The following is an 18,070-nucleotide window of genomic DNA, read 5'->3' as shown; positions in this document are numbered from 1 at the left end:
AGCGATTTTTTCCGCTTTTTACTGCCCGCGCGGATGGCTTTGTGTGTAACCGCAGCCCCGTGCCAAATTCATTCTTTGCCCTGGATGTCCAAAAGCCTTGATTCGTCTGCTGAAATTTTTCGGTTGGTCCATCGTCGCCGTTTTCTGCGGACTGCTCTTAGGTCTCAGCGGCGCCTTTCTTTACCTTAGTCCGGGTTTGCCGTCTGTGGAGGCGCTGAGAAGCATTCAGTTGCAGATTCCTCTGCGGGTCTACAGCAGCGACAACAAGTTGATCGCAGAATTTGGCGAAATGCGCCGCACACCGATCCGTTTCGCCGACATTCCGCCCAATTTCATTAATGCGTTACTAAGTGCTGAAGACGATAATTTTGCCAACCACTACGGTGTCGACCCGAGCAGCCTGATGCGCGCGGCGACCCAATTGGTCAAAAGCGGACACATTCAGTCCGGCGGCAGCACCATCACCATGCAGGTGGCGAAGAACTTCTTCCTCACCAGCGAACGCAGCTTCTCGCGTAAAACCACAGAAATTCTCCTGGCGCTGCAGATCGAGCGGCAGTTGACCAAGGACGAGATCCTTGAGCTGTACGTCAACAAGATCTACCTGGGCAACCGCGCCTACGGCATCGAAGCCGCGGCGCAGGTCTATTACGGCAAATCGATCCGTGACGTCAGCCTGGCGCAGATGGCGATGATCGCCGGCCTGCCGAAGGCACCGTCGCGCTTCAACCCGCTCGCCAACCCGGCGCGCAGTAAAGAACGCCGCGACTGGATCCTCGGGCGCATGTACAAGCTGGGCAAGATCAGCGAGGCCGACTACACCGCGGCGATCAACGAGCCGCTGAACGCCAGCTACCACGTTCCGACCCCGGAAGTGAACGCACCGTACATTGCTGAAATGGCCCGTGCCGAAATGGTCGGCCGTTATGGCAGCGACGCTTACACCGAAGGTTTCCGCGTCACCACCACGGTGCCGAGCAACCTGCAGGAAATGGCTAATACTGCGCTGCACGAAGGCCTGATGACCTACGACCAGCGCCACGGCTACCGTGGCCCCGAGTCGCGCTTGCCGGGCAAGACCCGCGAAGCCTGGGCCAGCGAACTGACCAAACAGCGCACCATCAGCAGCCTCGAACCGGCCATCGTCACTCAGGTCGACAAGAACGGCCTGCAGGTCCTGACCCGCACCGGTGAAGAGCACGTTGCCTGGGACACGATGAAATGGGCGCGGCCGTTCCTCAATACCAATAGCATGGGTGCCAACCCGCGTCAGCCGGCGGATGTCGCCCAGGTCGGTGATCTGATCCGCGTGCAGCGGCAGACAGACAACTCGCTGAAATTCAGTCAGATACCGCAGGCCCAGGGCGCGTTGGTGTCGCTGGATCCGCAGAACGGTGCGATCCGTTCGCTGGTGGGCGGATTTGCCTTCGAGCAGAGCAACTACAACCGTGCCCTGCAGGCCAAGCGTCAGCCGGGTTCGAGCTTCAAGCCGTTCGTTTACAGCGCCGCGCTGGATAACGGCTACACCGCAGCGAGCCTGGTCAACGATGCGCCGATCGTGTTCGTCGACGAATACCTGGACAAGGTCTGGCGCCCGAAGAACGATACCAACACCTTCCTCGGCCCGATCCGCCTGCGTGAAGCGCTGTACAAGTCGCGCAACCTGGTGTCGATCCGCTTGCTGCAGGCCATGGGCGTGGGCAAGACCATCGACTACATCACCCGCTTCGGCTTCAACAAGCAGGACCTGCCGCCGAACCTGTCGCTGGCACTCGGCACCGCGACGCTGACGCCGATGGAAATCGCCACTGGCTGGAGCACCTTTGCCAACGGCGGCTACAAGATCACCCCGTACATCATCGACAAGATCGAAAGCCGTAACGGTGACACGTTGTTCGTCGCCAACCCGCCGACCGTGCCACAGGGCGGTTCGGCGACCGATGGCATCGCCGCGCCAGCCACCGAATCGTTCACGGTCAATGCCGCACCGGTTGCCGGTGAAGCCCCGGGCAACCCGGCGGTGCCGCAAGCGCCAGCCGTGGCCGAGCGGATTGTCGATGGGCGTACCACTTACATCCTCAACAGCATGCTTCAGGATGTGATCAAACTCGGTACCGGCCGTCGCGCACTGGCCATGGGCCGCAGCGACATCGCCGGCAAGACCGGCACCACCAACGAATCGAAAGATGCCTGGTTCTCCGGCTACAACGCCGATTACGTGACCACGGTGTGGACTGGCTTCGACCAGCCGGAAAGCCTCGGCCGCCGCGAGTTTGGCGGTACTGTGGCGCTGCCGATCTGGATGAATTACATGTCCGCCGCGCTGAAAGACAAGCCGCCGCATGTCCAGCCTGAGCCGGAAGGCCTGCTCAGCCTGCGGGTGGATCCGGTCAGTGGCCGCGCCGCGACGCCGAGCACGCCGGGGGCCTACTTCGAACTGTTCAAGGCTGAAGACACGCCGCCGTCGGTGAACGAGCTGGGCAACGGCACCGTGCCGGGCAGCCCGCTGCCGGCGGACGAGCAGGCGCCGATCGATCTGTTCTGATCCAGCACCATTGAAAAGCCCCGCCTTTGTGAGAAGAGCGGGGCTTTTTATTGACTGATGTTTGGAGTTCGCGGCGTTACGAACATCCAGCCCCTCACCCCAGCCCTCTCCCGGAGGTAGAGGGAGCCGACCGAGGTGTCTGGCTTCATGCATCGACCTGCGCAACCGAGTCGATTATGGATTCAAAGCAAGACTTTCACGTCGGCGTCATTCATCAATATCCCCCATTCGGTCCCCTCTCCCTTTGGGAGAGGGCTAGGGTGAGGGCTGCTCCAGATATGGAATACAAAGCCCTTAGCCACAAAAAAGCCCCGACTCATAACGAGCCGGGGCTTTTGTTTGAAGCGCTACAACGACTTAGCCGTTGAACACGTCATCCACGCTTTTCAGCGGGTAGTTCTTCGGATACGGCAGGGTAGCAACGCCAGTCTCGATCGCGGCCTTGGCCACGGCGTCGGAGATCAGGGTGATCAGGCGCTTGTCCATTGGTTTCGGAATGATGTACTCACGGCCGAATTCCAGTTTGATGCCGCCGTAGGCGTCGCAGACTTCCTGCGGTACTGGCAGTTTGGCCAGTTCGCGCAGGGCATTGGCCGCGGCAACTTTCATTTCTTCGTTGATGCGCTTGGCGCGAACGTCCAGGGCACCACGGAAGATGAACGGGAAGCCCAGTACGTTGTTGACCTGGTTCGGGTAGTCCGAACGGCCGGTGGCCATGATTACGTCGCTACGGGTAGCGTGCGCCAGTTCCGGGGAGATTTCCGGATCCGGGTTCGAGCAGGCGAACACGATCGGGTTGGCCGCCATCGACAGCAAGCCTTCAGCGCTCAGCAGGTTCGGGCCGGACAGACCGACGAACACGTCAGCGCCTGCCAGTGCGTCAGCCAGGGTGCGTTTCTCGGTGGCGTGGGCGAACACGGCTTTGTACTGGTTCAGGTCATCACGGCCGGAGTGGATCACGCCGGTACGGTCAACCATGAAGATGTTTTCGATGCGAGCGCCCATGCTCACCAGCAGTTTCATGCAGGAGATGGCGGCAGCGCCGGCGCCGAGGCAGACGATCTTCGCGTCCTGCAGGGTTTTGCCAGCGATTTCCAGGGCGTTGATCATGCCGGCAGCGGTCACGATCGCGGTGCCGTGCTGGTCATCGTGGAACACCGGAATATCGCACTGCTCGATCAGAGCACGTTCGATCTCAAAGCACTCAGGCGCCTTGATGTCTTCCAGGTTGATGCCACCGAAGGTAATCGAGATACGCTTGACGGTGTCGATGAAGGCTTGCGGGCTTTCCGAGTCGACTTCGATGTCGAACACGTCGATGCCGGCGAAGCGCTTGAACAGCACGCCTTTACCTTCCATTACAGGCTTGGAAGCCAATGGGCCGAGGTTGCCCAGGCCGAGAATCGCGGTGCCATCGGAAATGACTGCCACCAGGTTGCCCTTGCCGGTGTATTTGTAGGCCAGTTCAGGATCGCGAGCGATCTCGCGCACTGGTTCGGCTACGCCGGGGCTGTAGGCCAGCGACAGGTCGCGGGCGGTAGCAGTGGCCTTGGTGAGCTCGACACTCAGCTTCCCCGGACGAGGATGGGCGTGATATTCGAGAGCGGCAGTTTTCAGATCAGACATTTTGGCATTCCGCTTTTTTACTGTTGGACAGACTGGTCAGCGAGGATACGCGCCTCGCAAAGTCCCCACAAGACTGGGCAGTCACTGCTGTCAAGCGCCCTGCCCTACGACTTTGGGCCAAGAGCCACGGCGCACAAGGGCTGGACTGTTCACAATCAACACGGAAAATGTCTACAATTTTTTCTTCAGCGCGGCACGTGCAGCATCGAAGGATCGGTCAGTGGCAACAACCAGCGTGGCTGACCTTTTTGCGATCCACCGCGCCGGGATCGGTCTATCACCCACCCGCGCGCCTCGATTTGCTTACCCTTCAGCGCCTGCAAGCGGGCACTGTCTAAGTGGCCCACCAGATTGGGTGCAACCCGCAATACAAGCGCGTCCTGCAACTCGATCCAGATTCCGCCGCGATTGCGCTGCACCTTGCTCACCCGACCGCTGACTATGGCGAAACCGGATCGCTGAATCTGTGGCGCTTTGAGCACCGGCGATTGCCGCCAGACGCCAAGTCCGGCTTGTCGTGCGCTGCGTTCGGCGGCCTGCTGGCAGGCGAGCAGATCGACGTTGGGCGCCACGGCAACCTGAAAGCCCAAGCCATCGGCAAGCATTTGCGCTTCGAGATTGGCACCGCTGACGCTGTAGACATGCGCAAGCGTACGCCCGTAATGGTCTTTGGCCTGCTTGCCGGGCCGCAGACCCACACGGCCGCCGCTGTCATCGACCAGCGCTTGCAGGCGTTTGCGCGCCGCCACGGCGAAGGGTTCGTCGCTGCGGCCCTGCTTGCCCAGTTCCGGCGTATTGAGGCCGATCATGCGCACGCTGCGGCCGTCGCTCAGGCGCAGGGTGTCGCCATCGACCACCCAATGCACGCTGACGCTGGTCAGCCCCGCGGGGGTCGGACAAAAGGCCTGGGCGGCGGACAGCCAAATCGCAGACACAAAAAAGGCGCCCGCAAGGGACGCCTTTTTCATCAGTCTGGAGAAGTCGGGACGACCTTCCAAAATGATCAGCCTCAGGCTTTTTTGCCGACGCCGAAAGTAGCGAAACGGTCTGCGAACTTCTGCACACGGCCGCCGGTGTCCAGAGTCTTCTGCTTACCGGTGTAGAACGGGTGGCATTCGTTGCAAACGTCGATCGCCAGGGCTTTGCCGTAGGTCGAACGAGTTTCGAACTTGTTACCGCAGCTGCAGGTAACAGCAATTTCCGGGTAGTTCGGATGGATATCGGCTTTCATGGTGTCTTCCTCAGGCTAGCGTGCCGCCACCCAACACTATTGTTGAATACCGCACGTAATTAGGCCGCGGATTCTACCAGACCTTTTCAAACACGCAAGCTGTCACCGAGACCGACCGTCTGCTAGGCTCCCGGCCCAATATGCGATTCCCTTGTAGGAGTGAGCCTGCTCGCGATAGCGGTGTATCAGACGACTCAATGTTGAATGAAAGACCTATCGCGAGCAGGCTCACTCCTACAAGGTTATGTGCCAAGTCCTACCGCCTGCTGATCGAGATCCCCCCGCGTGCCCGACGCCATTCTGCGCCTTGCCCTGCCTTCGCCCCTGCGCCGCCTGTTCGATTACCGGGCGCCGGCCGGGGTGCGGCGCGAGCAATTGCAGCCGGGCATGCGCCTGCGGGTACCGTTCGGTCGGCGCGAGATGATCGGGATTCTGGTCGAAGTCACCGACACCAGCGAGGTGCCGGCAGAAAAACTCAAACCGGCACTGGCCCTCCTCGACTCGACATCGCCGCTGCCGCCAGCACTGTTCAAGCTGTGCCTGTGGACAGCGCAGTATTACCAGCACAGCCTTGGCGACACCTTGAACTGGGCCTTGCCAGTGCTGCTGCGTCAGGGCGAGCTGGCCGAGGCCCGGCAGGAACGCTTCTGGTCGGTGGCCCCCGGCGCCAGCGTCGATGACCCACGGGTCGCCCGTGCGCCACGCCAGCGCGAGGCGCTGACCACGCTGGCCCAGCATCCCCACGGCGTGGCTCATCAGTTGCTGAGCAAACTGATGCTGAGCAAGGACAGCCTCGACCTGCTGCTGGCCAAGGGTCTGGTGCAAGTCGAGATCCGCCGCCACGCCCCCGGCGCGCGCCACGAGCACTGGCTGGCGCAACCGGAGCTGCCGCTCAACAGCGAACAACGCGCGGCGTACGAAGCGATTCGCGCCGGCTTCGACAGCTACCACGCCTTTCTCCTGGCCGGGGTTACCGGCAGCGGCAAGACCGAAGTCTATCTGCAACTGATCCGCGAAACCCTCGAAGCCGGCAAACAGGCCTTGGTGCTGATCCCGGAGATCAACCTCGGCCCGCAGACCCTGGCGCGCTTCGAACAGCGCTTCAACGCGTGCATCGCCCTGTTGCACTCGGCGGTGAATGACCGCGAACGTCTCGACGCGTGGCTCGCCGCCCGCGATGGCGAGGCCGACATTATTATCGGCACCCGCTCGGCGCTGTTCACGCCGATGAAAAATCCCGGGCTGATCATCATCGATGAAGAGCATGACGGCTCGTATAAACAGCAGGAAGGTCTGCGCTACCACGCCCGCGACCTGGCGCTGGTACGCGCACGGCAGGAAAACATCCCGATCGTGCTCGGTTCCGCCACGCCGTCGCTGGAGAGCCTGCACAACGCCTACACCGGTCGCTATGGTCTGTTACGTCTGAACGAACGCGCCGGCGGCGCCAAGCAACCGCGCTTCCTGCGTCTGGACGTGAAAAGCCGTCCGCTCGACAGTGGTATTTCCGGGCCGATGCAACAAGCCATCGGCCAGACCCTTGCCAACGGCCAGCAGGTGCTGGTGTTCCTCAACCGGCGCGGATTCGCGCCGACGTTGCTCTGTCACGATTGCGGGTGGATGTCGGAGTGCTCGCGCTGCGATGCGCGCATGACCGTCCATCAGCGTTATGGCGAATTGCGGTGCCACCATTGCGGCAACGTCGAGCGCACGCCGCGCCAGTGTCCAAAGTGCAGCAAGGTCGATCTGCGTCCGGTCGGCGCTGGCACCGAACGTGCCGAAGAGCGTCTGGCGATTCTGTTCCCTGATTACCCGGTTTTGCGCGTCGATCGCGACAGCACCTCGCGCAAGGACGCGATGAATCAGCTGTTCGCGACGATCCAGAAAGGCCAGCCGTGCATTCTGGTCGGCACGCAGATGTTGGCCAAAGGGCACCATTTCCCCCGGGTGACGCTGGTGTCGATTCTGGATGCCGACGGCGGCCTGTTCTCCGGCGACTTCCGCGCCAGCGAGCGCATGGCGCAACTGATCGTCCAGGTTGCAGGGCGTGCCGGGCGGGCTGAGGAACCGGGCAGGGTGATCATCCAGACGCACCTCGCCGACCATCCTTTATTGGTGCAACTGACCGAGCAGGGTTATTTCGCCTTCGCCGAGCAGGCCTTGAGCGAACGCCGCGCCGCCGGGTTGCCGCCCTTTGCCCATCTGGCTTTGTTGCGCGCCGAGGCGCACAAGCCGGGGCAGGCGGAAGGCTTTCTCGATGAAGCGTGCAGCGAGGCCGAGCGCTTGCTGGCCGAATTGAATCTGAGCGGCATCGAACTGCTCGGGCCGGTGCCGGCGCCGATGGAGCGCCGGGCCGGGCGTTATCGCGCGCAGCTGTTGTTGCAGGCGACCGCGCGGGCGCCACTGCACCGATTGCTGGCCAGCTGGATGCTGGTGCTGGAGCAGATGCCGAGCGGGCGGGCGGTGCGCTGGTCGCTGGATGTTGATCCGGTGGATCTGTATTGAAGAACCGAAAGAGCAAAAGATCGCAGCCTTCGGCAGCTCCTACAGATAAATGCCGATTCCACTGTAGGAGCCGCCGAAGGCTGCGATCTTTTGACTTTGATGTCACCACATATCCACATCCTGCCTGCTAAGGTTGGCAAGCCCGTCTTCGCAACGGATAATGCCCAGTTTTTCCACCCGCGCATCGATGCGCCCGCCGCGCTTGCGGTCGAAAGAGAAGACCATGAAAGACACCATTCGCCAGCTGATCCAGCAAGCCCTCACCCAACTCGTCAACGAAGGTGTGTTGCCTGAAGGCCTGACGCCGGCGATCCAGGTGGAGAACGCCCGCGACAAGACCCACGGCGACTTCGCCAGCAACATCGCCATGATGCTGGCCAAGCCAGCCGGCATGAAGCCGCGCGATCTGGCGGAGAAAATCATCGCCGCACTGCCCGCCGACGAGAACGTCACCAAGGCCGAAATCGCCGGCCCGGGCTTCATCAATTTTTTCCAGAACACCCAGGCCCTGGCCGCGCGCCTCGACGCCGCGCTGGCCGATGCCCATGTCGGCGTGCGCAAGGCCGGCCCGGCGCAGCGCACCGTGGTCGATCTGTCGGCACCGAACCTGGCCAAAGAGATGCACGTCGGCCATTTGCGCTCGACCATCATCGGTGACGGCGTGGCCCGCGTGCTGGAATTCCTCGGTGACGAAGTGATCCGCCAGAACCACGTCGGCGACTGGGGCACCCAGTTCGGCATGCTGATGGCGTACCTGCAGGAAAACCCGATCACCAGCGACGAGCTGTCGGACCTGGAAAACTTCTACCGCGCCGCCAAGCAGCGTTTCGACGAGTCCGAAGAGTTCGCCGACCGCGCCCGAGGCCTGGTGGTCAAGCTGCAGGCCGGCGATGCCGAATGCCTGGCACTGTGGACCAGGTTCAAGGACATCTCGCTGTCGCACTGCCAGAAGATCTACGAACTGCTCAACGTCAAACTGACCATGGCCGACGTGATGGGCGAAAGCGCCTACAACGACGACCTGATCAATGTGGTCAACGACCTCAAGGCTGCCGGCATGCTGGTCGAGAGCAACGGCGCCCAGTGCGTGTTCCTCGACGAGTTCAAGAACGCCGATGGCGACCCGCTGCCGGTGATCATCGTCAAGGCCGACGGCGGTTACCTGTACGCCACCACTGACCTGGCGGCCGTGCGCTACCGCAGCGGCAAGCTCAAGGCTGATCGCGCTTTGTATTTCGTCGATCAGCGTCAGGCGCTGCATTTCCAGCAAGTCTTCGCCGTGGCGCGCAAGGCCGGTTTCGTCACCCATCCGATGGAAATGGAGCACATGGGTTTCGGCACCATGAACGGCGCCGATGGCCGTCCGTTCAAGACCCGTGACGGCGGCACCGTGAAGCTGATCGACCTGCTGACCGAAGCCCAGGAACGCGCTTACAACCTGGTGAAAGAGAAGAACCCGACCCTGGCCGAAAACGAGTTGCGCAACATCGCCAAGGTGGTCGGCATCGGCGCGGTGAAATACGCCGACCTGTCCAAGCATCGCACCAGCGACTACAGCTTCAACTTCGACCTCATGCTGAATTTCGAAGGCAACACCGCGCCGTACCTGCTTTACGCGTACACCCGCGTGGCCGGCGTGTTCCGCAAACTGGGCAAGGACTTCAGCGAAGTGGATGGCCAGATCGTTCTCGAGGCGGAACACGAACTTGAGCTGGCCGCGAAACTGGCGCAATTCGGCGAAGTGCTGAACAACGTCGCTGAGAAAGGCACACCGCACATTCTCTGCACCTACCTGTACGACGTCGCCGGCCTGTTCTCCAGCTTCTACGAGAACTGCCCGATCCTCGCCGCCGACACCCCGGCGCAGATGCAGAGCCGTCTGCGTCTTGCCGCACTGACCGGTCGCACCCTCAAGCAAGGCCTGGAGCTGTTGGGTCTGGAAACTCTGGAGCGTATGTAAGTTGGCCGCCAAGAAAAAACCTGCACCCAAACGCGGCGCCAGCCGCTATCAGGCTCCGGCAAAACAACCGATTCCGGGCTGGCTGTGGATGGCCATCGGCCTGACCGTCGGCGCCTTCATCGTATTCCTGATGAAACTGGAACCGGGCAAGGGCAGCGACACGGTCAAGCGCGAGAAAGTCGAACAGCAGCAGAAAGCGTCGAAGATCGCCGAGGCCAACAAGACCCCGCCGAGCCCGACGCAACCGGTGAAGCCGAAGTACGACTTCTACACCTTGCTGCCGGAATCGGAAGTGATCGTGCCGCCGGACGCGGTGCCGGAGAAAACCCTGCCGACGCCGCAAGTGCCGGCGATCCCGACCACGCCGGTGACCCCGGCCGAGGCGGCGAAGATCGACACGGCGCGCGCGCAGGCAGCTCTGGCGGGTATTACTCCGCCGCCTGCGCCGCCAGTGAGCAAGGCCGCGCCGGTCACCAAGTTCTTCCTCCAGGCCGGCTCGTTCCGCAAAGAGACCGATGCCGATAAGGTGCGCGCGCAGATCATTCTGCTCGGCCAGGCCGTGGCGGTGGAGTCCGGCACGGTCAAGGATGAAACCTGGTATCGCGTGTTGGTCGGCCCGTTCAGCAACCGCGAGCAACTGACCACGGCCCAGAAACAACTGGCCGGCGCCGGCTTCAGCAACCTGTTGTTACAACAACGCCAGAGCCGCTGATCCCACGCCGGGCGTACAGGGTCCGGCTCACTTTGTGGCGAGGGAGCTTGCTCCCGCTGGGGTGCGAAGCGCCCCCAAGCCCTGCAAATGCGGTGCATCAGACAGACCGCATCCGCTGGGTTTGCGACTGCTGCGCAGCCGAGCGGGAGCAAGCTCCCTCGCCACAGAGTCTGGCACCCTCGCGCGACACCGCTCGTCCCCTCTCCCGCCCTGCGGTTGAAATCCCCTCCAGCACCCCCATATGAATGGGCATAAGGCATTTTCGCCCCGCTGCGTGGAGACTCTTCCCTTGACCACCATCGTTTCAGTCCGCCGCCACGGCAAAGTCGTCATGGGCGGCGACGGCCAGGTTTCTCTCGGCAACACCGTGATGAAAGGCAACGCCAAAAAGGTACGTCGCCTGTACCATGGCCAGGTCATCGCCGGTTTTGCCGGTGCCACCGCTGACGCCTTCACCCTGTTCGAACGTTTCGAAGGCCAGCTCGAGAAACATCAGGGGCACCTGATCCGCGCCGCCGTCGAACTCGCCAAAGAGTGGCGCACCGACCGCTCCCTGAGCCGCCTCGAAGCGATGCTCGCGGTCGCCAACAAGGACGCCTCGCTGATCATCACCGGCAACGGTGACGTGGTCGAACCGGAAGATGGCCTGATCGCCATGGGTTCCGGCGGCGCCTACGCGCAGGCCGCAGCCAGCGCTCTGCTGAAAAAGACCGATCTGTCGGCGCGCGAGATCGTCGAAACCGCCCTTGGCATCGCCGGCGACATCTGCGTATTCACCAACCACACCCAGACCATTGAGGAGCAGGATCTCGCTGAATAAGCCTATTGCGGCCCGTGTGCCACGGCTTGTTTCTGCTTGAGGACCGTCAATTATTATGTCCATGACTCCCCGCGAAATCGTCCACGAACTCAACCGCCATATCATCGGCCAGGACGATGCCAAGCGCGCCGTCGCGATTGCCCTGCGCAACCGCTGGCGCCGCATGCAGCTGCCTGAAGAGCTGCGCGTTGAGGTGACCCCGAAGAACATCCTGATGATCGGCCCGACTGGTGTCGGTAAAACCGAGATCGCCCGTCGCCTGGCGAAATTGGCCAATGCGCCGTTCATCAAGGTCGAAGCGACCAAATTCACCGAAGTCGGTTATGTCGGCCGTGACGTCGAGTCGATCATCCGTGATCTGGCTGACGCTGCGATCAAGATGCTCCGCGAGCAGGAAATGACCCGAGTGCGCCACCGCGCTGAAGACGCTGCCGAGGACCGCATCCTCGACGCGTTGCTGCCGCCGGCACGCATGGGCTTCAGCAACGAAGAAGCGCCGAGCTCTGATTCCAACACGCGTCAGCTGTTCCGCAAGCGCCTGCGCGAAGGCCAGCTGGACGACAAGGAAATCGAGATCGAAGTGGCCGAAGTTTCCGGCATCGAAATCGCCACGCCGCCGGGCATGGAAGAGATGACCAACCAGCTGCAATCGCTGTTTGCCAACATGGGCAAGGGCAAGAAGAAGTCGCGCAAGCTCAAGGTCAAGGAAGCGCTGAAACTGGTGCGCGATGAAGAAGCCGGGCGTCTGGTCAACGAAGAAGAGCTGAAGGCCAAGGCGCTGGAAGCGGTCGAGCAGCACGGCATCGTGTTCATCGACGAAATCGACAAGGTCGCCAAGCGCGGCAATGTCGGCGGCGCCGATGTCTCCCGCGAAGGCGTACAGCGCGACCTGCTGCCGCTGATCGAAGGCTGCACCGTCAACACCAAACTGGGTATGGTCAAGACCGACCACATCCTGTTCATCGCTTCCGGCGCGTTCCACCTGAGCAAGCCGAGCGATCTGGTGCCGGAGCTGCAAGGCCGTCTGCCGATTCGCGTCGAACTCAAGGCGCTGAGCCCGGAAGATTTCGAGCGCATCCTCAGCGAACCGCATGCCTCTCTCACCGAACAATACTGCGCGTTGCTGAAAACCGAAGGCCTGAACATCCAGTTCCAGCCCGAGGGCATCAAGCGTCTGGCGGAGATCGCCTGGCAGGTCAACGAGAAGACCGAGAACATCGGTGCCCGTCGCCTGCACACGCTGCTTGAGCGCCTGCTTGAAGAGGTGTCGTTCAGCGCCGGCGACCTGGCCAGCGCCCACGATGACAAGGCGATCCTGATCGACGCCGACTACGTCAACAGCCACCTCGGCGAATTGGCGCAGAACGAAGATCTGTCCCGTTATATCCTGTAGGTCACTTCTCCCTGTAGGAGCTGCCGAAGGCTGCGATCTTTTGATCTTGATCCTGAAAAGCAAAATCAAAAGATCGCAGCCTTCGGCAGCTCCTACAGGGCTCATCACAGTCGGATGACCTGCAATGACTAATATTCCTACCGACATCAAACTGCACAAAGCCTCGAAAACCCTGACGCTCACTTATGCGTCCGGCGAGGAATTCACCCTGCCCGCCGAGTTTCTGCGTGTGCACTCCCCCTCCGCCGAGGTCCAGGGCCACGGCAAACCGATCCTGCAATTCGGCAAGCTCAATGTTGGTTTGAGCAAGCTGGAGCCGGCCGGCAACTATGCACTGAAACTGACCTTCGACGACGGTCACGACAGTGGCCTGTTCACCTGGGAATACCTCTACGAACTCGGCAAACGCCAGACCGAACTCTGGGACGATTATCTCGCCGAGTTGCGCGCTGCCGGAAAATCCCGCGATCCGAACGAGTCGTTCGTCAAGCTGATGCTCTAGCCCGTGGCTCTTGCTCTTTAGAGGGCATTTTCTAACTTCATCTGTTTGAATGCTCCGCTCACGCAGCCCAGGATGGGCCGCTTGCGAAAAAAATTAAACTCGGGTAACCAATGGAGCTGGCAAGTTCCCTGCAGTGCTCTACGACTGTAAAGCAGCCATGCAGAATCAACGGTCACCCGAGCAGTAGTACCCGGCATTGGCTGTGGAAGCGACAGCGCAAGACCGGGTACTCGTCTCAGGACAAAGGAGCGTCGTAGATGAGTGACAAGAATAACGATGACCTGAAGTACCAAGCCTCGGAAAACACCCTGGGGCTTAACCCCGTCGTCGGGCTGCGCGGAAAGGATCTGCTGGCCTCTGCTCGAATGGTGCTGAAACAGGCCATCAGACAACCGATTCACAGCGTCAGGCACGTGACCCATTTCGGCCTCGAGCTGAAGAACGTGCTGCTGGGCAAATCCGCCCTGCAACCGGCCGGCGACGACCGCCGTTTTGCCGACCCGGCGTGGAGCCAGAACCCACTGTACAAACGCTATCTGCAAACCTACCTGGCCTGGCGCAAGGAACTGCATGCCTGGATCGACGACAGCAGCCTGTCACCCAAAGACATCGCTCGCGGGCACTTCGTCATCAACCTGATGACCGAAGCCATGGCCCCGACCAATACGGCGGCCAACCCGGCAGCGGTCAAACGCTTCTTCGAAACCGGCGGCAAGAGCCTGCTCGATGGCCTCTCGCATCTGGCCAAGGATCTGGTGCACAACGGTGGCATGCCGAGCCAGGTCAACATGGGTGCGTTCGAGGTCGGCAAGAGCCTCGGCGTCACCGAAGGCGCCGTGGTGTTTCGCAACGACGTGCTGGAGCTGATCCAGTACCGGCCGATCACCGAGCAGATCCACGAGCGTCCGTTGCTGGTGGTGCCGCCGCAGATCAACAAGTTCTATGTTTTCGATTTGAGCCCGGACAAGAGCCTGGCGCGTTTCTGCCTGCGCAACAACGTGCCGACCTTCATCATCAGTTGGCGCAATCCGACCAAGGCCCAGCGTGAATGGGGACTGTCGACCTACATCGAAGCGCTGAAGGAAGCCGTTGACGTGGTCGCCGCAATCACCGGCAGCAAAGATGTCAACATGCTCGGCGCCTGCTCCGGCGGCATCACCTGCACCGCCCTGCTCGGCCACTACGCCGCGCTCGGCCAGAACAAGGTCAACGCCCTCACCCTGCTGGTCAGCGTGCTCGACACCACCCTGGACAGCGACGTCGCCCTGTTCGTCGATGAGCAGACCCTGGAGACCGCCAAGCGCCACTCCTACCAGGCCGGTGTGCTCGAAGGCAAAGACATGGCCAAGGTCTTCGCCTGGATGCGTCCCAACGACCTGATCTGGAATTACTGGGTCAACAATTACCTGCTCGGCAATGAGCCGCCAGTGTTCGACATCCTGTTCTGGAACAACGACACCACGCGCTTGCCCGCCGCATTCCACGGCGACCTGATCGAGATGTTCAAAAACAATCCACTGATCCGCCCCAATGCACTGGAAGTGTGCGGCACGCCGATCGACCTCAAGCAGGTGACCGCCGACATTTTCTCGCTGGCCGGGACCAACGACCACATCACCCCGTGGAAGTCCTGCTACAAGTCGGCGCAGCTGTTCGGCGGAAAAGTTGAATTCGTGCTGTCGAGCAGCGGCCATATCCAGAGCATCCTCAACCCGCCGGGCAATCCGAAGTCGCGCTATATGACCGGCGAAGAAATGGCCGCGACTGCCGATGACTGGCAGGAAAACTCGACCAAGCACACCGATTCCTGGTGGCTGTACTGGCAGGCATGGCTGGCCGAGCGCTCAGGCAACCTGAAAAAGGCCCCGACGAAACTGGGCAACAAGGCGTATCCGGCGGGCGAGGCTTCGCCGGGCACTTATGTTCACGAACGGTAACTGACACCCCCCGGACGCTGTAGGAGCTGTCGAGTGAAACAAGGCTGCGATCTCTTGATGTCGTCGTCAAAGATCAAAAGATCGCAGCCTCGTTTCACTCGTCAGCTCCTACTGGATACGGGTGGACTTGAAATCTACAGGGCCTCACGCATGCCGCAACCGTTCATATTCCGCACCGTCGATCTGGATGGCCAGACCCTCCGCACGGCGGTGCGTCCCGGCAAGCCTCATTTGACGCCTCTGCTGATTTTCAACGGCATCGGCGCCAACCTGGAGCTGGTGTTTCCGTTTGTCGCGGCGCTGGACCCGGATCTGGAAGTGATTGCCTTCGACGTGCCCGGGGTCGGCGGCTCTTCGACGCCGAACCGGCCATATCGCTTTCCCGGTCTGGCGAAACTGACGGCGCGGATGCTCGATTATCTCGACTACGGTCAGGTCAATGTGATCGGCGTGTCGTGGGGCGGCGCCCTGGCGCAGCAGTTTGCCTACGACTACCCCGAGCGCTGCAAGAAACTGGTGCTGGCGGCCACCGCTGCCGGTGCGGTGATGGTGCCGGGCAAACCGAAAGTGCTGTGGATGATGGCCAGCCCGCGCCGCTACATTCAGCCGTCCCATGTGATTCGCATCGCGCCGATGATCTACGGCGGCTCGTTCCGCCGCGACCCGACGCTGGCTGCCAGCCATGCGGCAAAAGTGCGCTCGGCGGGCAAGCTCGGTTACTACTGGCAACTGTTCGCCGGCCTTGGCTGGACCAGCATTCACTGGCTGCACAAGATCCATCAGCCGACGCTGGTGCTGGCCGGCGATGACGATCCGCTGATCCCGCTGATCAACATGCGCATGCTTGCCTGGCGCATTCCCAACGCGCAGTTGCACATCATCGATGACGGCCATCTGTTCCTGATCACCCGCGCCGAAGCAGTGGCGCCGATCATCATGAAGTTTCTCGAGGAGGAGCGTCTGCGCGCGGTCATGCACCCGCATCCGACACCGCTGGGCGGCTGACGGCGGCGGCAGGCTTTATGCAACGCTTTTGAAATCAAGCGCGCGGCAGGACGCCGCGCAGGCAGCAACCGGCAACAGCGTCTATGGTGTTCTGGTTCGGTGAGTGTGTTTTTGCCCTGAAGACGAAGGAGTGTTGAGTCATGCGCGAAAAACCAGCGACGGGCGTGGTGCCCAGCCCCGCCGTGTTTATCAACGCCCAAAGCGCGATCGCCGGCCTGCGTGGCAGGGATCTGCTGTCGACACTGCGCAGCGTCGCCGCCCACGGCTTGCGCAATCCGTTGCACAGCGCCAGGCACGCGTTGACATTGGGCGGACAACTGGGCCGCGTTCTGCTCGGCGAAACCCTGCATCCGACCAATCCGCAAGACAGCCGCTTCGCCGATCCGGCGTGGAGCCTCAACCCGTTCTATCGGCGCAGCCTGCAGGCGTATCTGGCCTGGCAGAAACAGGTCAAGAGCTGGATCGACGAAGGCGACATGAGTCCCGAAGATCGTGCCCGTGCGCACTTCGCTTTCACCCTGCTTAATGACGCCGTGGCGCCCTCCAACACTCTGCTCAACCCGCTGGCGGTCAAGGAGTTGTTCAATTCCGGCGGGCAGAGTCTGGTGCGTGGCCTGAGCCATCTGTTCGATGATCTGTTGCACAACGACGGCCTGCCACGGCAAGTGACCAGGCAGGCGTTCGAGGTCGGCAAAACCGTAGCGACCACCACCGGGTCGGTGGTATTCCGCAACGAAATGTTCGAGTTGATCCAGTACAAATCGATGAGCGAAAAGCAGTACGCCAAGCCGTTGCTGGTGGTGCCGCCGCAAATCAACAAGTACTACATTTTCGATCTGAGCCCGCAGAACAGCTTCGTCCAGTATGCCCTGAAAAACAGCCTGCAGACTTTCATGATCAGCTGGCGCAACCCCGATGTGCGCCATCGCGAGTGGGGCCTTTCGAGTTATGTCGAAGCGGTCGAAGAAGCGATGAACATCTGCCGGGCGATTACCGGCGCGCGCGAAGTGAACCTGATGGGTGCCTGCGCCGGCGGCCTGACCATCGCCGCCCTGCAAGGCCATCTGCAGGCCAAACGGCAACTGCGTCGGGTCGCCAGCGCGACGTATCTGGTCAGCCTGCTCGACAGCCAGATCGACACCCCGGCCACGCTGTTCGCCGATGAACAAACACTGGAAGCAGCCAAGCGTCGCTCCTATCAGAGGGGCGTGCTCGACGGTCGCGACATGGCCAGGGTCTTCGCCTGGATGCGCCCCAACGATTTGATCTGGAGCTACTTCGTCAACAACTACCTGCTGGGCAAAGAGCCGCCAGCCTTCGACATCCTCTACTGGAACAACGACAACACGCGCCTGCCCGCGGCATTGCACGGTGATCTGCTGGACTTCTTCAAGCACAACCCGCTGACCCACGCTGGCGGTCTCGAGGTGTGCGGCACGCCGATCGATCTGCAGAAGGTCAACGTCGACAGCTTCAGCGTCGCCGGCATGAACGACCACATCACGCCATGGGACGCGGTGTACCGCTCGACCCTGCTGCTCGGTGGCGAGCGGCGCTTCGTGCTGTCCAACAGCGGCCACGTGCAAAGCATCCTCAACCCGCCGAGCAATCCGAAAGCTGCCTACGTCGAAAACGCCAGACTGAGCAGCGACCCGCGCGCCTGGTACTACGACGCCAGACATGTCGAGGGCAGTTGGTGGCCGCAGTGGCTGGAGTGGGTCGCGCAGCGCTCCGGCGCGCTGCACGAGACCCGTACCACCCTCGGCAGCCCGAATTATCCACCGATGGAAGCGGCACCCGGCACCTACGTGCATGTGCGTTGACGCTCAACCGA

14 protein-coding genes are annotated in these 18,070 nt (G+C 61.6%); 10 read left to right on the top strand and 4 right to left on the bottom strand.

What is annotated here, in order from left to right; translation table 11 throughout:
• The first annotated feature begins 100 nt into the window (after window positions 1–100).
• Complete coding sequence (locus tag BLU71_RS24000; protein ID WP_411269060.1) at window positions 101–2,545, top strand: penicillin-binding protein 1A; 2,445 nt, start codon at window positions 101–103, stop codon at window positions 2,543–2,545.
• A gap of 357 nt (window positions 2,546–2,902) precedes the next feature.
• On the opposite strand, the gene BLU71_RS23995 is transcribed toward BLU71_RS24000, so the two are convergent.
• The 3 genes from BLU71_RS23995 to rpmE form a co-directional block, all read right to left on the bottom strand.
• Complete coding sequence (locus BLU71_RS23995; protein ID WP_042608691.1) at window positions 2,903–4,171, bottom strand: malic enzyme-like NAD(P)-binding protein; 1,269 nt, start codon at window positions 4,169–4,171, stop codon at window positions 2,903–2,905.
• Window positions 4,172–4,356: 185 nt separating this feature from the next.
• On the bottom strand, window positions 4,357–5,139 hold the full coding sequence (locus BLU71_RS23990) for a thermonuclease family protein (RefSeq protein ID WP_083354030.1): 783 nt from the start codon (window positions 5,137–5,139) through the stop codon (window positions 4,357–4,359).
• A 41-nt stretch (window positions 5,140–5,180) separates the two neighbouring features.
• A complete protein-coding gene (gene rpmE, locus BLU71_RS23985) occupies window positions 5,181–5,402 on the bottom strand; it encodes a 50S ribosomal protein L31 (protein ID WP_041477565.1) in 222 nt (73 codons plus the stop codon).
• Window positions 5,403–5,687: 285 nt separating this feature from the next.
• On the opposite strand from rpmE, the gene BLU71_RS23980 reads away from it, so the two are divergent.
• Window positions 5,688–7,907, top strand: a complete 2,220-nt coding sequence (locus tag BLU71_RS23980; protein WP_083354029.1) for a primosomal protein N' — start codon at window positions 5,688–5,690, stop codon at window positions 7,905–7,907.
• A 102-nt stretch (window positions 7,908–8,009) separates the two neighbouring features.
• On the opposite strand, the gene BLU71_RS27950 is transcribed toward BLU71_RS23980, so the two are convergent.
• Window positions 8,010–8,132 (bottom strand): hypothetical protein, encoded by a 123-nt coding sequence (locus BLU71_RS27950; RefSeq protein WP_016772057.1) that lies wholly within the window; start codon window positions 8,130–8,132, stop codon window positions 8,010–8,012.
• Here BLU71_RS27950 and argS point away from each other — a divergent pair.
• The 8 genes from argS to phaC (BLU71_RS23940) all read left to right on the top strand — a co-directional run bounded on the left by argS (window position 8,131) and on the right by phaC (BLU71_RS23940) (window position 18,059).
• Entirely contained in the window at window positions 8,131–9,867 is a 1,737-nt protein-coding gene (gene argS / locus BLU71_RS23975; RefSeq protein ID WP_064363279.1) for an arginine--tRNA ligase, read from the top strand. The genes BLU71_RS27950 and argS overlap by 2 nt on opposite strands.
• 1 nt (window position 9,868) lies before the next feature.
• Complete coding sequence (locus tag BLU71_RS23970; RefSeq protein ID WP_016772059.1) at window positions 9,869–10,579, top strand: SPOR domain-containing protein; 711 nt, start codon at window positions 9,869–9,871, stop codon at window positions 10,577–10,579.
• Between the two features lie 289 nt (window positions 10,580–10,868).
• On the top strand, window positions 10,869–11,399 hold the full coding sequence (hslV, locus tag BLU71_RS23965; protein WP_007968352.1) for an ATP-dependent protease subunit HslV: 531 nt from the start codon (window positions 10,869–10,871) through the stop codon (window positions 11,397–11,399).
• 55 nt (window positions 11,400–11,454) lie between these two features.
• Window positions 11,455–12,792, top strand: a complete 1,338-nt coding sequence (hslU, locus tag BLU71_RS23960; RefSeq protein ID WP_016772060.1) for an ATP-dependent protease ATPase subunit HslU — start codon at window positions 11,455–11,457, stop codon at window positions 12,790–12,792.
• A 124-nt stretch (window positions 12,793–12,916) separates the two neighbouring features.
• A complete protein-coding gene (locus BLU71_RS23955; protein ID WP_042608687.1) occupies window positions 12,917–13,294 on the top strand; it encodes a gamma-butyrobetaine hydroxylase-like domain-containing protein in 378 nt (125 codons plus the stop codon).
• A 257-nt stretch (window positions 13,295–13,551) separates the two neighbouring features.
• The gene (gene phaC / locus BLU71_RS23950; RefSeq protein WP_065615438.1) at window positions 13,552–15,231 is read left to right on the top strand and encodes a class II poly(R)-hydroxyalkanoic acid synthase; all 1,680 of its coding nucleotides are present in this window, start codon (window positions 13,552–13,554) and stop codon (window positions 15,229–15,231) included.
• 150 nt (window positions 15,232–15,381) lie between these two features.
• Window positions 15,382–16,236, top strand: coding sequence for a poly(3-hydroxyalkanoate) depolymerase (gene phaZ, locus BLU71_RS23945; RefSeq protein ID WP_016772063.1), 855 nt, complete (start codon window positions 15,382–15,384; stop codon window positions 16,234–16,236).
• Window positions 16,237–16,376: 140 nt separating this feature from the next.
• The gene (gene phaC, locus BLU71_RS23940) at window positions 16,377–18,059 is read left to right on the top strand and encodes a class II poly(R)-hydroxyalkanoic acid synthase (protein ID WP_042608684.1); all 1,683 of its coding nucleotides are present in this window, start codon (window positions 16,377–16,379) and stop codon (window positions 18,057–18,059) included.
• Window positions 18,060–18,070 lie beyond the last annotated feature (11 nt).

The sequence above is a fragment of the Pseudomonas moraviensis genome, assembly GCF_900105805.1.
Classification (GTDB): Bacteria; Pseudomonadota; Gammaproteobacteria; order Pseudomonadales; family Pseudomonadaceae; genus Aquipseudomonas; species Aquipseudomonas moraviensis_A.
This window is presented reverse-complemented; position numbering and strand designations above follow the sequence as displayed.

Excerpts from the sequence above, each read along its gene's own strand:
- BLU71_RS23995 (WP_042608691.1), bottom strand. The coding sequence starts at position 4,171 with ATGTCTGATCTGAAAACTGCCGCTCTCGAATATCACGCCCATCCTCGT.
- BLU71_RS23990 (WP_083354030.1), bottom strand. The coding sequence starts at position 5,139 with ATGAAAAAGGCGTCCCTTGCGGGCGCCTTTTTTGTGTCTGCGATTTGG.
- rpmE (WP_041477565.1), bottom strand. The coding sequence starts at position 5,402 with ATGAAAGCCGATATCCATCCGAACTACCCGGAAATTGCTGTTACCTGC.
- argS (WP_064363279.1), top strand. The coding sequence starts at position 8,131 with ATGAAAGACACCATTCGCCAGCTGATCCAGCAAGCCCTCACCCAACTC.
- BLU71_RS27950 (WP_016772057.1), bottom strand. The coding sequence starts at position 8,132 with ATGGTCTTCTCTTTCGACCGCAAGCGCGGCGGGCGCATCGATGCGCGG.
- hslU (WP_016772060.1), top strand. The coding sequence starts at position 11,455 with ATGTCCATGACTCCCCGCGAAATCGTCCACGAACTCAACCGCCATATC.
- BLU71_RS23955 (WP_042608687.1), top strand. The coding sequence starts at position 12,917 with ATGACTAATATTCCTACCGACATCAAACTGCACAAAGCCTCGAAAACC.
- phaC (WP_065615438.1), top strand. The coding sequence starts at position 13,552 with ATGAGTGACAAGAATAACGATGACCTGAAGTACCAAGCCTCGGAAAAC.
- phaZ (WP_016772063.1), top strand. The coding sequence starts at position 15,382 with ATGCCGCAACCGTTCATATTCCGCACCGTCGATCTGGATGGCCAGACC.
- phaC (WP_042608684.1), top strand. The coding sequence starts at position 16,377 with ATGCGCGAAAAACCAGCGACGGGCGTGGTGCCCAGCCCCGCCGTGTTT.